We start from the raw sequence: 16,481 nt of genomic DNA, 5'->3' as shown, positions 1-16,481 counted from the left end.
AATATTGCGGTGCTAGTGATATCGCAGTGGAAAGCGGCATTAATCTCGCTTGGTACGATCGCTGTTGCTGTTCATATTCGGCTTCGTTTCGTGGAGACGCGGTCGCTTGGGATTGCAAGGCTTGTTGATATCGGCTTTCCATAAATTGCCGTTGCGTGATGCCGGATCGCCTCGCTTCGCAATACTCTCGCGCTGCAGCGGTGAATGCACTCGGATTATTGGCAACCATTTCTAGCATCCACGGTTCTCCATAGTCTTCGAGCAGGTTTCTGATTGCAGCAAGATACGCGGTATCTTGTTGAGTTGAATTACCTAGATCGAATTGGCAAACCAAACTCGATAGATTGATGATTTGCCCACTGCTGGTTTGTAGATAACAGCCGTGATCTGGCTGTCGTGCAGAGGCAGAGATAGCAATCAAAACAGAAAAAGCAATCAAAGATGCAGTCAGGTGAAGTTTTAACATCGCAGTTCAGGTGATGCTTAGAGTTGAAATTGCAAAACGGCAAGCCCAGTGTTAATTGGTAAGGTCTCAATCAATCGCAAAGTCGGTAGCTCTTGCAGCCATCGCTTCACAGTGTCTCGTTCGGAGGAGCGGTGATAGTCGTCTAAAATTACCCACGTTCCCGGTTGAATGAACGATTTCAATTGATGCAGGGCGGGATAACGGGCAAGCTTTCCGACAGTGTGAGGCGGACCATCGATCAGAATCAAGTCGGTGGCAAAGGAAATGATTTGAGTGAAGTCGTACCAGAGATATGGTTCGCCCTGCACTGACTGGACTTGTAAGGGGCAATGCTGAATTTGAACGTCGTTTGATAACTGCTTCATCTCAAGTTGCTTGAGAGTGTCCTGATGCCAGTAGCGATCATGTTCTAATGTGAGCGATCTGCTAATGATCCCTTGCTGCTGAAACTTGGCAAGTGAGATCGTCGAGTGTCCACTTCCTAGTTCAACGACCGATTGAATATGCTGCGATTGGATGAACTCTTCTAACCATACAAGAGCTTGAGGAGCAAGTGCCCAGGCATTCTGTTGAGGAAGTGAAGATTGAGGTAAATGAACGCTGGTCAATACATCAGTTTCAGATTTGTGCTGCAAACTGAAGTGTGATTGAACGCGCATTTTCAATACGTACTGCTGATTCAGTCCACGTCGCTGCATTGCGTCTTCGATCGATCGCTTGGAACATAAGATTTGGTCGATCTGCTTTTGTGATGACACGGACTCGTGATGTACCCGGTAGTAATAGAGGAATTTCGGGAGATGTGCAATCTCAGTTACTTCTGAGATCTTGAGGCATAAATCGTAATCTTGCGCCAGAGGAAAACGTGAATCAAAGCCACCCACTTGCTCGTAGGTACTGCGACGCATCAGGCGGAAATGAAAGACCATGAACGACAGCAGTAGTGCTTCTTTTGAGTAAGGAATTTGACAGCGATTGCCAATGCCGAGGATTTGATTTTGCTCATCTATCGTTTGGTAGTCGGTGTAGACTAACCCAATCTGAGGATTTGCTTCTAGAACCAAAACAGTGTCTTCGATCGCAGTAACAGCAAGTAAGTCATCGCTATCGATCAACCCAATGTATTGCCCTGTGGTTTGTGCAATGCTGCTGTTCAAGGCTGGCACTCGCCCTTGATAATCGGATGCGAAGATGCGGATGCGTTTGTCTTGCGCTGCATAATGACGGGCGATTTCAACAGAGTCATCGGTGGAACCATCGTCCCAAATGAGTAACTCGAAATTGCTGTAGCTTTGACTAAGGATGCTTTCGATCGTCTCACTTAAATATGCTTCTCGGTTGTATACGGTCGTAATGAGCGAGACGAGAGGTTGCAACATGAAAATTTAGTTCCAGAATTATACATCAGAAGCAGTTGAGTCAGAGTGCTGCTTACGTTTTCGCCAAGAGACTCCGCCCCATACTCCCACTGCTAGAAATGTTCCCATTGCGCTTGGCTCTGGCACAGAAACAGTTTGAGAATTGAATGAATCGTTGTCATCTGATAAAGCAGAAGCTACTCGTGCAGTAGGATATTCATCGGGAAGAAGATATGTAAACTCTGGCTCTAAGTCACATCCATATCCAAAATCTGGCGAACCATTGTAGTTAGGATAGTTGGGATGCCCAACTGAATCGACGCAATTTACTAATTTCCACCCAATGAAGACAAGGGGATTAGGTGGAGAAGGAGAGGAAAGGGGTGGCAGAGGATTGAGTGTGCCTGGTTCACCCTGTGGAGCAATAAAATCTATAGGTAAAAACCTGTCATTGTAATATATCTCTGGATTAAGAGGTACGCCTCTACCCATAATCAAATCATCCACTCCTAATGTTCCTCTTCCTTCTGAGAGGCGATCACAAACAATCGTTTGAAATACACCAACTGGAGGACCACCAAACTGAAAATTTAAATCTCTTGCAGCGGACATTCTCACCGACATTCCGCTTGCGAAGTCTACTAGTCGTTGTTGAACCTTTGCGCCAGCGGTCGTTGCCAAATAGAGCCGTGGAATAGGAGCAACGGGATTCACAAAATGTTGTAAACCAGCAGGAGAGAGCCTAAGTGCGTCAACAAAACCAAGCAACTGATAATCACCTGTCAGCTTTAGTTCTCCATCTGAAGCTTTTGCGTCAAAAAATGCACTTTCTGGAAACTCAAGCGGTATTGGAGTTGTAAATATTGTTACTCCATTGACAATAACATATGGACGTACTTGCAGTGTGGCAATTCCGTCTGGAATAACACTAGTTCGCTTTGGAGACCCTTTAGCAGCGTTAATGATTGCTTTAGCTGGCGAGTAAAAACTTCGTGCGGTAGGTCCAGTATTGTACGGAACTTTTAAGCTATCACGAATAGAAAATCTTTCAAAAGCATTAGATGTATCAGACTTTGGCAATCCCGAATCTATTGCTCGCTGTTCAAGTTCATCTTTACCCATAGGGGTTCCTAATCCTAAACAAGAACGTTCTGTAACATCAGGTTTTCTTCTTGGATAAGCATAACCAGGAGATCCCAACGAATTTGTTGTAATAGAAAGTAGCAATGTTATGACAATTAGAAGCGACGTTTTCTCAATGTTTCGCATAATGGCTTCAGTTTGTAACTACACAAAAAATTTTACTATTTTAGTTATAAAAATTATTTGAGGTATAGCGTCAATACTTTAAAGGTTTCGTATTTTATTACCGAGGCAACAATGGATTCAGGTAAGCTTCAGCAGTTTCCAATGATATCTCAATCAAAAGTTGTTTCTAATATGAATAATAAAGCCCATCTACAGTTTAATATGAGTACATGAAGCAACACCTTGAGGTTAATAATGGGATATTCATTAGGGGGGGGGAGTTTACCCATACATCAATGTCGCGGATTCGAGACGCTAGACATTAATTATAAAGTTACGTTAATTGAGGGATCAATTAACTCAGTCATTCAAGCTCTTCAGGCTACTCGCCAGTTAATCAATTTACAGCAAGATGTATATGGCCTCCAAGTTCAATTAGCTACTGGAGGATTCATTATCTGCCAACTAGTAGGACACCCTTGGACAGTTCTGATAGATTTACCTGGATTCCCTGCAATAGATACATACACATCCAATGTTCTCGACATTGAAAATCCCCTAATTATCAGCCTCAAAGACAAGAGAGCAATTTATGCAGTTAATAGCGATACTAGTGTAAGTATTGGGTATAAGTTCTATATCAACGGTTCTCTAACAGAGCGCTTCTTCTACTGTCTTAATGATTCTGAAGATGACGAGCTTGATGATCTGGATGATTCTGAAGATGAGAGACCTGAGGGAGTATACGAATTCTGGTCTGAGCGTAGGCTTATCATGCCTGAAGAGATTTTAAATCCTTATGATTTTGCAGATAGTTTTTTGCAAGAACAAGAAGCTTTTGTTCCCTGTCTTTTTCCGAGAAGCTTTGTCAGAGAGGGAGATCTATTTTTGCTAAGTCGAAATGGTTTAGACAGAAGCGATTTCATTAGAATGGACTACTTGATATTTCATTCTTTTTCTTAATACAAATATATTCAATTAGGAAGCTAAAATAATTAACTTATTGAGGACAGAAATTTGAGATAAAACAATAATTATGAAAGTTTTTTGAATAAGCTGAAAACTTCAAAGATTTTTCAAATCTAAGCGGCTATTGGCTTGATAAAAGACTAAACTCTTGAAGTTGTAAGTCAGATAATTCAGGCTTAGTCTGGTTTGGTGAGCGCTAGACCTAACAATTATTTTTCTAGCTATTGGCAACACAATCATTTTAGAAATAGCCAGATATTTTCTAAATGAAATGATATTCGGGAAAAATGTTTGTCTATTCAAGATATACAACCGCTCTCAGTTTTGATTCTCTGCCACTCTGTCTACGTTAGACACTATTTTGTCCAATAATCAGCTGTAATATCGGCAGTTTTTAGGCAAAAAAAACACGCACTGCTTCTCAATTAATTCGGCACATTTTCGAGTTCATACCTTGCCTCGATTCACCAATCAATTCTTCGCCTATTCCAGGTTGAAATGTTGTTCGATGTCCGCTTTCCCAAAACTTTGTTTTATCAGTGATCCTTGGTAAGCTTCACTGCTTCTGGCCTGACATCATTTCCCACTATTTTCCATACCTTAATCTGATTTTCTGAGGTACTCATTTTGATATAAATATCTTCTGCTTAGATAAGCAGCTATACGGCAACTTCTGGGCTTCCTATCAATGCTAAATTCTACTCAAGAATCCATAGTTCAGAACCAGTTAATGGATCATCGGCTACAAAGTACAATGAATTGCCAATGCGTACTAAATTTCTGGGATCAGAGCTAGCTTTCCCAGGATTCAGATCCTTAACCAACAAGGTTCCTGATGCTGTTCCATCACTCTTCCACATTTCAAACCCACTATTTGGATTGTAAGCCGTAAAATACAGCAAGTTCCCAACGCTAATTAAGTTGCTTGAACTTGAACTGCTGGAACCTGAATTGATATCTTTTATCAAAACTGTCCCATCGGCAGTACCATCACTTTTCCAAAGTTCATAACCGTTGACTCCATCTGTTGCAATGAAATATAAGATTCCATTGAAATTTGTTAGAGCGCGAGGAAATGCACTATCAATATTCGGGTTGATATCTTTCACGAGCGTCGTAATGCCTGTACTACCATCGCTCTTCCACAACTCATAACCATAAGTTGAATCAAAAGCTGAAAAGTATAGTGTATTGCCGATCGCCACGAAGTTTTGAGGAGTTGAGTTGTTTGGTCCAGAATTGATATCCTTCACTAATATAGTTCCAGACTCTGTGCCATTGCTTTTCCAGAGTTCATACCCATTATTAGCTGAACTATAAGCAGCAAAATACAGCGTATTATTCAAGACAGCAAAATTAGAAGGAAATGAGCTAAGTGATGAAGAATTGATATCCTTCACTAATGCTGTTCCAGATACCGTGCCATCACTTTTCCACAACTCATATCCTGTTGCTGGAGTGTAAGCAGTAAAGAAAAGTGTGTTTCCAATCAACGTAAGATTGTACGGATTAGAGCCACCACTACCAGTCCAAATATCTTTTACAAGAATGGTTCCTGTTTCCGTACCGTCGCTTCTCCAAAGTTCATAGCCATTATTTGCATCGTAAGCAGTAAAATATACAAACTGATCATTTGCAACCAATCGGGACGGCATTGAGCCTTCTGGTAATGCATCACCGAATTGTCTTACTGGATTAATATCTTTAACCATTACAGTTCCAGCAATCGTTCCGTCACTCCTCCATAACTCAGTGCCAGCCTCAGGACTTGTTGCAACAAAATAGAGCTTATTTCCCGAAGCCGTAAAATATGGGTTTTCACCGTTGAATCCTGGCTCTACTTCCTTAATGAGAATTGTTCCTCCTGGCGTTCCGTCACTTTTCCAGAGATTTGCGCTTCCACTTTCAGGATCTGATTGTGTAGTAAAATATAGCACCCCATTCACAACTGTAAGATTTGATGGATTAGAGCCAAAAGTAGCAGTATTGATATCCTTAACTAATATCGTCCCTGCTTCGCTACCATCACTCTTCCATAACTCTACACCAGTGGTTGCAGTGTAGGCAGCAAAATATAAGGCGTTTCCAACAGCTGCAATTTGAAGTGGGTCTGAGCTATCTTTGCCAAAGTTAATATCTTTGACTAAAGTTGTTCCAGTAGCAGTACCATCGCTTTTCCATAGTTCATATCCAGTTATCTCATTTGTCGCATTGAAGTATAAAAAGCCATTGAGAACTGTAAGACCAATAGGATCAGAGCCTTGTCCTCCTGAATTAATATCTTTTACAAGCGTTGTACCTATACTAGTTCCATCACTCTTCCATAATTCCGTTCCGTGGATCAAGTTGTCAGCAGTGAAGTATACAATGCCGTTAAATGCAGTCAAATTGAATGGGTTTGAGCTTCTCTCCCCAAAAGCTAAATCTTTGACCAACACTGTACTAGAAGATGTTCCATTGCTCTTCCACAACTCTACTCCTTGTTCAGGAGTCGATACTGTGAAGAATAATGTATTATCAACAGCTATTAGTTGATTGAGCAGAGAGCTTGCTGTTCCTACATTAATGTCTTTTACTAGAGTTGTTCCAGCACTTGTTCCATCACTCTTCCAAAGCTCATAACCGTTTATTGAAGTATAGGCACCGAAATACAAGGTGTTCCCAACCACTGTAAATAGTGAAGGATTAGTATTTGCAGAATCAAATTCTCGAATCTGAGTTGTTCCCATCGGCGTTCCATCGCTTCTCCATAGCTCATAGCCATTAGTGGAATGTGCCCAGAAATATAATTGATTATTAAGCACAGTAAGGGCATAAGGAGAAATATCAGCAGTAGTGCCTGGCGTAATATTTTTGACTAGTACAGTTCCAGTAGATGTGCCGTCACTCTTCCATAGTTCACTGCCATTAATGGGATCATAAGCTGTGAAATAGAGAGAAGAACCAATAACAGTAAGATTTTGCGGATCAGAACTAGTTTTGCCTGTGTAAATATCTTTGACTAGTACAGTTCCAGCAGATGTGCCATCACTCTTCCATAGTTCACTGCCATTAATGGGATCATAAGCTGTGAAATAGAGAGTGCTGCCCATCACGACCAAATCAAGTGGCTCTGATCCTTCTAGTCCTGAGTTAATATCCTTCACCAATACTGTCCCACCAGATGTACCATCACTCTTCCACAATTCGATACCATTAAGTGAATCTTCTGCTGTGAAGTAGATCCAACCGTTCATGAAAACGAAGTTTTCGGGATTTGAATCTTTTGGTTCAATATTCAAATCTTTTAGCAAGCGTGGTGTAGAAGCTGACAACTGCAGTTGTATACCTACACTATAGCTTGTCTCAATTATTGAATTTGAATAAACTCGAATATAGTAGACACCTGTTGTTAGTGATTGCGTCAATTGTTCGTTCGTCGTGCTTATATTGATTGAACTCGCCACAACACTACCAGTACTGTTGAGCAGTTGAAGATTCGCATTTTCAGCTAGCCCAGACAACGTGAGCTTATAAGAAGCATTCGCAGCAACAGTGAACTTATAATAATCATCGTACTCAGATCGACTAAGTACACCTGTATAGGAACCAGCATTATTAGCTGTACCAATATCAAAAGCATTGGAGATTGCATTCCCAGCTTCATCAATTGCTGGCACAACCTCAGAACGATTTGCTCGCACTCCTCCTTGCGAATTTGCTGGCTGAGCGGTAAGTAACGAAGACCCAAGCACAGCCGTGCCATTCATCAACCAACTTGCAGTTTGTCCACTCTGCGTTTCTCGCCAGACTAAATCTGCACGATTATCCCAGTTTAGATCTCGCATTCCTTCGATTTGCCAGGTCGTCCCAACTGCCTGGACTCGACCCTCGATCATGGTTACCCCATTCATCAGCCAAAAGGCCACGTCACCTGCCTGTGATCGCAACACAATATCCTGCCGACTATCGCCATTCAAATCCGCTAATCCATGAACTTGCCAGCTCACTCCAGCATTAATGATTCCAGATTGACCAATCACTGCACTATTAGCTGCACCATTCATTAACCAGAATGCAACTTCACCTGTGTTTGCATTTCGCCAAACTAGATCACTTGTCCCGATCGTATTATTGGTTCCGATTGATGGCAAACCCAGATCGCCAACCTGCCGCAACTGCCATTCTAAGCCAAGCGTCCCCCATTCCAACCCACTAGCGACTGAAGTTCCATTCATTAACCAGAACACAAGGCTACCTGTCACGCTATTGCGCATAATGACATCCGTTGTGCCATTGCCATTTAGATCGCCTAACCCATCAATCCGCCAGTTACTACTTCCAGTCGCAATCACGCCAGTCGCAGCAATATTTTTGCCGTTCATTGTCCAGAAAGCAACCTCGCCTGTGCTAGTGTTGCGCCAGATGAGGTCAGAACGGTTATCTGCATTTAAGTCCCCAATCTGAACTTGCCAGTTTGCCAGTCCTGCGACTGAAAGCGTACCTTGATCAATAACTTGAGTTCCACTGAGTAATGTGATGCGAATAGCGTTGTTGGCAACATCACGCCATAGCCAATCGCTTGTGCCATTATTATCAAAATCGCCTCGCCCTGCTAGCTGCCAGTTCGGATTGAGACCTGTAATTGTGTTGCTTTCGATGATCGTGTTCCCATTCATCGTCCAGATCGTCATATCCCCAGTCGTAGGGTTGCGCCAATCGATCGCACTTGTCGGTGACGGCTGCATCACAGGCGAGAATGAGTAGTTGACGGTTGCACCTGAAACCCAAGCAACCTCAACGAAATAGTCTCCTGCTGCTAAATTCGCAGCGTTGACCAATTCTGATAGTGAGCCACCGTTTGTCGATCGCGCAATCACTTCTCCAGCGTCGATCACACCATTACTATTGGCATCGCGAATCAGCGCTAAATTGGCATCACCATTCAACCCAGTCAGTGCTAGATTAACGCTGCTCCGGCTACTGAGCGTCACCCGGAAATAGTCAAAAGCATCAGTCGCGCTCACGCTATTACTCAAGGGTTGAGCAGTTGTGGTCAACAATAAAGACTGAGCAGTGCTTAAGGTATTTCCGGGATCAGACATAACAATCGTGCTGAGTAACTTTCGTTATCACTGTAATTGTTCGGACATTACTACCGCCAAGATACTGAAGCAAAGTTCCTCGTAAAATTCGCAAAAATAGTAATTCTTAAGGAATAGTTAAACTTATTGAAGAACATGGTTGACAATCCGTGCGCCAGGAATTAAAGGTATAAATTTTTACTTTGGAGATGAGGCGAAACTCGATGATTAGAATAGATTTCCACTGATTGTTTAATAAATTCGGCTCGATTTCATTTCGCTTTCGGTACGATCACAAACTCCGGTACAGTGGGCTAAAAAAGCAATTTTGCCTCTAGAAGTGACTTTCAAGAGACAACTTCTAGAGGCAAAATTGGTTGCTCCTCACCTATTCAGGTAGGAGTTACAGCAGGAGTTATTGTCGTTGACACACAATCCAGTGCAATGAGAGCGGAGGTTGCATGAGTCCTGGAAATACACTTTGTCCCGTAGACCAAGCAACAAACCAAGAAGTCGGTGGAAATGCATTCGCTGGCAGGTGCGATCGCTCATACTCAAATACGGATTCCTCAGACACAATTTGCAGCGGCAGATTCGCGATCGCTTGATTCAATTCCGAGCGCGTAAACACCGATGCCCATGCTGCCTGCGCTACCTCTCGCGTGAGTGCATCTAGTTCAAATCCGTCGGCTGCCAGAAAGATGTTGAAGAGGATGACTCCCCCTGGAATCACTGCTTCACTTAATCGCTCAAAGAGTTGGCGTAATTGCTCAACCGACCGAAAGTGTGACGTGACTTCAGAAACAATCCCGTAGTGGTAACGACGACTGGGTAAAATTGTCTCAGGGGCTAACACATCTCCTTCAATCACGGAAATTGGAAGATGCTGAGTTTGAGCGATCGTTCTTAAGTGAGTCGCAAATTCAGGTGTCAATTCTAGTGCATCGACTTGCAACCCGCGTTGTGCCAGCGGAAAGGTATTTCGTCCTGTTCCTGCTCCCACATCTAATACGATCCCATCCGAGGGCAAAGCAGCAACAATCTCTAACACTTTCGCATCGGCATGAGTGCCAAACATACTGGCATCTTTCGTCTCTGCCCATGTCTTGTAGCGCTCTGCGACCGTCGGCAACGATAGCGCAACTTGACAGGCCAAGTTCTTTTGTAGGGTAGGTGTGATTTGAATCTCGTAGCGCAGGACTAATTGAGCATTTGGGGTTTGCGCGAAGCCTTGGGTCAATCCATCATGCAGCGTTTGACGCAGTTGACTCGCTTCGCTGTCGCTCAAGATCTTGCCTTGTTGACGAAACAGAGCGAGCAGATGCACGAGATATGCATCGATTCCGGCAGGTAGGCAGGGAAAGGTCACTTCACCACGAGAACTCGTTCGGGCAAGCAGAGTTTGACAGAGAATTTTTTGATGCCCTGTTGTCGTCGAAGAAGGAGAAATGGGTGAAAAGGTCATCGCTTTGTAGGAATATCAGACATGCCTAGGATGCCCGGTCTTTATAGGGACAGGCACAGGATAAAAGCAACGATTCTCTGATTTTTAGGCATCATCCCATTGGCGAACTCACACTTCACAGCAAAAAGGAGGATTGACACAAAACTCAGAACTGGGCAAACGACAACCTTTGATAAGAAAGTAATTTGCCCCAGAAATAGAAGTTTGAGCTACAGAGTCCTTAATTCGAGTCGCTGTAGTTCTGAAGGTCGCGATTTAATCGATCGTTGGTATGCTTTGCTAATTGAAGACAATAAGTCCCCAATAGCATTCCAAGACTCGCAAATGCTGACTCAAAAGCGCTTTGCGTCCGTACAAAAGCAGCTAGGTAAACCGCGTTCACTAGAAAAAGACCGAGCGGAATACTGATTGCTAGATTGAAGCTTTGGCGAGCTTGGCGGAGTTGTTCGTCCATAATTCTGGAATCAAGATACTCCGTAGATAAAGCCGTATTTTGGTTCAATGATGGCAGATTTTCGGTATTCTTGCTAATTACGCAAAACTTAAATCGACTGAAAATGGTCATAGGTTGACTCCTAAAGATTCAACTGACTTGCAAAAAATGAACGCTGAAACTGCCTTACATGAAGCAGTTTCAGCTTTTTCATGCCATCAAGTTCGCACAGTTATACTAGCCAAACTATCGTCGATATACGGTACTCATTTAGTTCTTCAGTTAATCAATTCAGCAGAAACACGCAACTTCAAACTTCGCTTTCTGGGAGCATTACAGCCTCCTCTAAGCGGGTTTCAGATTCCTATAAAGCTTTCAACTTCTCAACATCTCCACATAGTTCAGGACTTTTACTGAATCTATGAGTTCTCTAAGAACCGATTGAGTTGTGCTTGCAACCTCTCGCTGCTTTGTATTAGTATCGACACTCTTTTATGTGCTACACAGAACCAATAGGATAACCATGAAAGATCAACGCACTGGTCAAACACAAACAAGCTCCAACGATTTCTACCTGCTGCTAATCAAAAAGTTGAAGTCTAAGGGAATTACATTGGATAACGTTTTGCAGTTTGAGCAGAAGTCAGTCTTTACGAAAGGTGTAATTGCTCAGAGATTTGAAGCCTATGTGCAAAACGAAGATCATCTCTATCGGGTAGACAAGCAAGGCAAGAGAGTTGCGCTCTCAAGACGCTATATTTTCCAAAAATTTGCCAATCATTACGTCGATGGACTCGTTCAAGCACTAGGATTGGAAATTAGACCCCTAAAACAAATGAGAACACTCTCTAAAGTCGATCGATTAATCCAGTTCGTTCGGCAATCGCCCCAAGACCTTGAAGAACCAATTCTACTTTGACCTGATATTTGTCTGGAAGCACCTCGCTTGCAGGCACGATCAGATTTTGGGTAGTGTTCTAGATGTGTGGATATATGGCAGAATGAAAACGATGTGTTAGAGGACTGAGTCTAGAGATGGTCCTAGAACCTGTTCAATGTCCCGATTGCCAGAGTGTGGATGTCGTTAAGCATGGTCGCAGTGCTGCTGGAAAACAACGGTATTGTTGCCGTAACTTAGAGTGTTCCAGACGATCATTTATCTTGAACTTTAGCTATCGAGGACGACTGCCTGAAGTCAAAGCGCAAATCAGTGACATGGCAATCAACGGCAGTGGTATTCGTGATACCGCCAGAGTGTTGAAGATTAGCCCAACGACTGTGATTGAAACGCTGAAAAAAAGTCAAGCCAACTTGAACAAGTAAACACAAGTCTGCTCGAACAGCACCAACCGGATAACACGGCAGTCATGGTCGTCAGAGTCGAGGCGGCGGAGCTGGACGAGATGTGGAGTTTTGTCGAGTCAAAGCAGCATCAACGATGGTTGTGGCACGCGATTGACCATCAAACTGGAAAAGTCCTTGCCTATGTGCTAGCCACCCATGAAGACTCAGCTCTTAAGCAACTTCAGCAACTGTTAGCTCCTTTTTCGATTCAGCGGTTTTACACCGATAGTTGGGGAGCTTACTTGCGATTGCTAGATGAGCAGCACCATACGGTTGGCAAAGCCAACACACAGCGCATTGAGCGGAAGCATCTAACTTTGAGAACTCGGATCAAGCGACTTGCCAGAAAGACGATCTGTTTTTCCAAGACTGAGAAGATGCATGATACTGTGATTGGATTATTCATCAACCGTCATGAGTTCGGGCGAGCAGTATAACGTTATGCCCACACATCTAGAACACTACCCTTGCTCAGTTGCTATCCAGTAAAATTCATTTCTTCAATCAGCAACTATGCAGACCATTGTACTTCCAGGTCTCACCACTTGCGTGGGCCTCTCTTTGAAGACAGGCGAAAGGATAATGGACGAGACTCTGAACCGACAATCGTTTGCCTCTGGAGTTGCGTTGGCACGACTCCAGTACTCTCGTAACGAGAACTACACGGATTGATCAAGCGCCCCAAGTCTTGATTGACAAGCTGTTGTTGGAACGACCGTCTTGAGCAGGAATTGCCAGAGTAACCGGAGTTTCTGACCTGTGGCTGCAACGCTACGTTAATGCAAAATATGCTGCTGTGCCTCGACAAGTAAACGTGCGAGCGAAAAAAGGGGCTTTTAACCATTCAGTATGACGAGTTATGGTCATTTGTAGACAAGGGAAACAAGCAGTGGGTTTGGTTAGCCCTAGATGCTAAAACACGGGAGATTGCCGATGTTCACATTGGAGACTGCTCAGAGGCGGGAGCCAAAGTGTTGTGATCATCCTTGCCTCCAATCTATCGGCAATGTGCGGTGTGCTATACCGACTTCTGGGCGGCTCACGCGTCATAGGTTGAGCAATTACCATCCAAATTATATTTATTCTTTTACAGTAATATTCTGCACAAACACGCTTAACCCGAATGGCACAGGATTGGACAAATTAGTATTGATGTACTTATAATCGTAAGGTGTCTGTAATCATTCTCAGATTAAGAGACGATATCTGCGCCAGGACTAGGATTGCTCAAATTTTAAGATTTTGAGCACATTTTGAAAAAATGTGAGATCATAACAACTGATTTGTAAAGTGTTGTTTCCTGTCCCGATGCCATTCTTCTGAGGCTAATACATTGAGGAATAAGCGGTATTCTGAGTGAGCTAGGCAGCCTTACTCTGAGAAAAGCTGCCTCAATACATTACGACAGACCGATTCTCAAGTTGGCGTGATTAGCGGAAGAAAGACCATGAGTACAGGGTTCTCAGCAGGATCACAAGCACTTGGTTACTTATACCAAGCTCGATATGCGCTGTTTCTTGCTCTGTCTAATCCTGAAGAGTACAATTTGTCGATTGAAGGTCTTGACGACATCACCTTTGAGGAAGATGGGGCACCTCGCGAACTACTCCAGTTGAAGCATCATCAAAGCCCTGGAAATTTAACAGATAGTAGTAGTGATCTTTGGAAAACACTTCGTATCTGGAGTACATACCTTAAAGAGGGGCAAGTTATGCTCCCAGGAGCTTCATTAACAATTATTACAACCAACGAAGCTCCTACAGGCTCTATAGCCGCTATGCTTCGTCCTGGTGATGGACGTAACCCTAAGTCTGCGCTGGATGCGTTACTTAAAGTTTCAGAAGAGTCTGACAACAAGAAACTGCAATCGTCTTTTGCTGCCTTTAAAGAGCTAACGACAAAAGAGCGTGAAATCCTGGTTGATTCCATTCAAATACTGGATTGCTCACCCAATATCGTTGACACTGAGCCTAAAATTAAATCGCTGCTCAAAGGTGTCAGAAGAGAGCATAGAAGCAGTGTCTATGAACGTCTTGAAGGGTGGTGGTTCAAGAAAGTTGTACTCCATCTTTCTGAGAATTCAGAAGAGTTGATATCAGGATTTGAAATTCACGATAAGCTTTGCGAGATTAATGATCAATTCAAGCCAGAAGCCTTGCCAATTGATTACCTTGATTATCAACCCACAGAACTACCTGATCCAAACTCTGACAATCGCCAGTTTGTAGCGCAACTCAGAGCCATCGCGATTCAGAACAAGCGCATTGAGAAAGCAATCTTGGACTACTATCGAGCCTTTGAGCAACGTTCTAGGTGGGTACGAGAAGATTTAATTGTTAGTAATGATTTAGAGGTATACGAGAAGAAGTTAGTTGATGAATGGGAGCGCTATTATCTTATGCTCGAGGACGAAATGGAAGAAACTGGTGATGAAGAAGCACGTCACCGAAGTATGGGGCGCAAACTTTATAATTGGATGGAACAAGAAGCTGATTATCGTATCAGGCAGCTAGTAAGCGAGGAGTTTATTATGAGAGGCAGCTATCACATGTTGGCGGACAAGACTCCGCCAAGCATACATTGGCATCCTAAATTTGTGGAACGCCTCTCTCAAATATTGCCAATCTCGTAGGAGGGAAACTCTGTGCAAACGTGGGAGTGTCGCCCAACTGAATTTGCTCATCTATTCAATCCTGCTTTCTGTTCAGTTATTCTCCAAGGTGCGGTTCGAGACTTTGAGACGGTTCAGCAAGAGGGAATGCCCTATGCACTGCTTTTCCTAGTATTGCCAATCGTACTTCACAAATCGACTCGACAGGTTCTACCTAAAAAAGCAACTACAAAACTACACGCTTGGTTGCAGGAACAGCCTCAAGTTTTAATAGGTTTTGCCGATCGAACTCGTAGCATGGTTCCATATACGAAAGAAGCATTAGCCTTCGGACTTCATACAGACATCATTCGCTTCAATGACAATGGCAACCTAACTTGGGTACGGAAAAAGATTAAAACATTACCTTGGGAGAACGGTACTGAACGCGCAGAGTGCTATGGTAAGGCAAAATTGACTGGACGTTGGCTAGGACGGTCAGGTGAGACAGCAACGATTTATACTATGTGGGGAATTCGTCCATAGAGTTAGTCGTAATGCAGATTAGATCAATTGTTCTATATAATGCTTCCGGACGGCAAAGAGTCCTAAACTTCCGGTTAGGGGGTGTGAACATCATTACTGGAGACTCGAAAACAGGAAAGAGTGCAGTTATTGACATTATTGAGTACTGCCTCGGACGATCTGACTTTAGAATTCCTGAAGGAGTGATTCGTGAAAATGTTGAGTGGTTTGCGCTTCTGTTACAAGTAGGCGAAAATCAGATCTTCATTGCTAAGCCAAAACCAAGCGGCTCATTCACCTCGCAGAGTCAAGCATTCTATTCAACAGGAAGAGATATTGATATTCCTGAACTTTCAGAACTCTTTCTCAACTCAACAGACGAAGCGATCGAAGCTTCGCTTTCACAGATTCTAGGAATTTCGCCAAATCGAAGCGTGGTTGAGGAAGGACAATCTCGTAATCGACTTGAAGCAACCATCGCTCATACTAGATTCTTCCTCTTTCAAAAGCAGAGTACGATCGCGAATCAAGAGGTGCTGTTCCATCGGCAACAGGAAGCATTTATCCCACAAACTATTAAAGATACGCTGCCCTATTTTTTGGGGGCAGTTCAGGACGATCGCTTACAAATTGAGCAGAATTTACGCAATGCTCGACGGCAACTAAAATTGGCTCAACGGCGATTGGAAGAAGCAGAATTCATTGTTAACGATCAAGCAGCACGCGGGAGAAGTTTGATTGCTGAAGCTCAACAAGTGGGATTACTGCCATCAGATATCACAATTGACAGCAATGATGACATTCTTGAATTTCTCTCTTCCACATTAGAATGGACACCACAAGACATTATTGTTGATGGCAATGATCCAACATTGCAACTGCGAGCGGACATAGAAGAATTACGACAAAGTTATAAACGTGTCCACGATAAGATCGTTGCGGCTGAATTGTTTCTTAAGAAAGAGCGAGAGTTTTCTGGTGAAGCGAATCATCAAATTCTGAGACTAGAATCAATAAATT

General features: G+C 43.2%; 12 protein-coding genes and 1 pseudogene. 7 read left to right on the top strand and 6 right to left on the bottom strand.

The features are described 5' to 3' along the window. From OU814_RS31140 to OU814_RS31130, 3 genes are all read right to left on the bottom strand, one after another. On the bottom strand, positions 1–466 hold a 466-nt coding region (locus OU814_RS31140), incomplete at its 3' end, for a hypothetical protein (protein WP_268243306.1). Between the two features lie 17 nt (positions 467–483). Further along, on the bottom strand, positions 484–1,845 hold the full coding sequence (locus OU814_RS31135) for a glycosyltransferase (RefSeq protein WP_268243305.1): 1,362 nt from the start codon (positions 1,843–1,845) through the stop codon (positions 484–486). A gap of 18 nt (positions 1,846–1,863) precedes the next feature. Next, positions 1,864–2,946, bottom strand: coding sequence for a PEP-CTERM sorting domain-containing protein (locus tag OU814_RS31130; RefSeq protein ID WP_268243304.1), 1,083 nt, complete (start codon positions 2,944–2,946; stop codon positions 1,864–1,866). Between the two features lie 381 nt (positions 2,947–3,327). Here OU814_RS31130 and OU814_RS31125 point away from each other — a divergent pair, with 381 nt between their 5' ends. After that, positions 3,328–4,035, top strand: a complete 708-nt coding sequence (locus tag OU814_RS31125; protein ID WP_268243303.1) for a hypothetical protein — start codon at positions 3,328–3,330, stop codon at positions 4,033–4,035. A 704-nt stretch (positions 4,036–4,739) separates the two neighbouring features. Here the strand turns inward: OU814_RS31125 and OU814_RS31120 are convergent. The 3 genes from OU814_RS31120 to OU814_RS31110 form a co-directional block, all read right to left on the bottom strand. Then, entirely contained in the window at positions 4,740–9,125 is a 4,386-nt protein-coding gene (locus OU814_RS31120; protein ID WP_268243302.1) for an ELWxxDGT repeat protein, read from the bottom strand. 394 nt (positions 9,126–9,519) lie between these two features. Beyond that, complete coding sequence (locus tag OU814_RS31115) at positions 9,520–10,569, bottom strand: class I SAM-dependent methyltransferase (protein WP_268243301.1); 1,050 nt, start codon at positions 10,567–10,569, stop codon at positions 9,520–9,522. A gap of 220 nt (positions 10,570–10,789) precedes the next feature. After that, positions 10,790–11,134 (bottom strand): hypothetical protein, encoded by a 345-nt coding sequence (locus tag OU814_RS31110; RefSeq protein ID WP_268243300.1) that lies wholly within the window; start codon positions 11,132–11,134, stop codon positions 10,790–10,792. A 391-nt stretch (positions 11,135–11,525) separates the two neighbouring features. Between OU814_RS31110 and OU814_RS31105 the strand changes: the two genes are divergently transcribed. From OU814_RS31105 to OU814_RS31080, 6 genes and pseudogenes are all read left to right on the top strand, one after another. Beyond that, entirely contained in the window at positions 11,526–11,921 is a 396-nt protein-coding gene (locus OU814_RS31105) for a hypothetical protein (protein WP_268243299.1), read from the top strand. 116 nt (positions 11,922–12,037) lie between these two features. Next, a protein-coding gene (locus tag OU814_RS31100; RefSeq protein ID WP_415354656.1) for an IS1 family transposase occupies positions 12,038–12,783 on the top strand; the annotation gives its coding sequence in 2 pieces (ribosomal slippage) (positions 12,038–12,293 and positions 12,293–12,783; 747 coding nt in all). A gap of 218 nt (positions 12,784–13,001) precedes the next feature. Then, a pseudogene (locus OU814_RS31095) lies at positions 13,002–13,389 on the top strand (IS1 family transposase); the annotation flags it as partial. Between the two features lie 404 nt (positions 13,390–13,793). Further along, a complete protein-coding gene (locus OU814_RS31090; protein ID WP_268243298.1) occupies positions 13,794–14,978 on the top strand; it encodes an ABC-three component system protein in 1,185 nt (394 codons plus the stop codon). 12 nt (positions 14,979–14,990) lie between these two features. Next, positions 14,991–15,482: a three component ABC system middle component gene (locus tag OU814_RS31085; RefSeq protein WP_268243297.1), complete on the top strand. Its 492-nt coding sequence runs from the start codon at positions 14,991–14,993 to the stop codon at positions 15,480–15,482. A gap of 11 nt (positions 15,483–15,493) precedes the next feature. Beyond that, positions 15,494–16,481: hypothetical protein (locus OU814_RS31080; protein ID WP_268243296.1), on the top strand; the 988-nt coding region annotated here is incomplete at its 3' end.

The organism is Leptolyngbya sp. GGD, assembly GCF_026735145.1.
GTDB lineage: Bacteria > Cyanobacteriota > Cyanobacteriia > Leptolyngbyales > Leptolyngbyaceae > Leptolyngbya > Leptolyngbya boryana.
This window is presented reverse-complemented; position numbering and strand designations above follow the sequence as displayed.

Excerpts from the sequence above, each read along its gene's own strand:
- OU814_RS31115 (WP_268243301.1), bottom strand. The coding sequence starts at position 10,569 with ATGACCTTTTCACCCATTTCTCCTTCTTCGACGACAACAGGGCATCAA.
- OU814_RS31110 (WP_268243300.1), bottom strand. The coding sequence starts at position 11,134 with ATGACCATTTTCAGTCGATTTAAGTTTTGCGTAATTAGCAAGAATACC.
- OU814_RS31130 (WP_268243304.1), bottom strand. The coding sequence starts at position 2,946 with ATGGGTAAAGATGAACTTGAACAGCGAGCAATAGATTCGGGATTGCCA.
- OU814_RS31120 (WP_268243302.1), bottom strand. The coding sequence starts at position 9,125 with ATGTCTGATCCCGGAAATACCTTAAGCACTGCTCAGTCTTTATTGTTG.
- OU814_RS31125 (WP_268243303.1), top strand. The coding sequence starts at position 3,328 with ATGGGATATTCATTAGGGGGGGGGAGTTTACCCATACATCAATGTCGC.
- OU814_RS31105 (WP_268243299.1), top strand. The coding sequence starts at position 11,526 with ATGAAAGATCAACGCACTGGTCAAACACAAACAAGCTCCAACGATTTC.
- OU814_RS31090 (WP_268243298.1), top strand. The coding sequence starts at position 13,794 with ATGAGTACAGGGTTCTCAGCAGGATCACAAGCACTTGGTTACTTATAC.
- OU814_RS31135 (WP_268243305.1), bottom strand. The coding sequence starts at position 1,845 with ATGTTGCAACCTCTCGTCTCGCTCATTACGACCGTATACAACCGAGAA.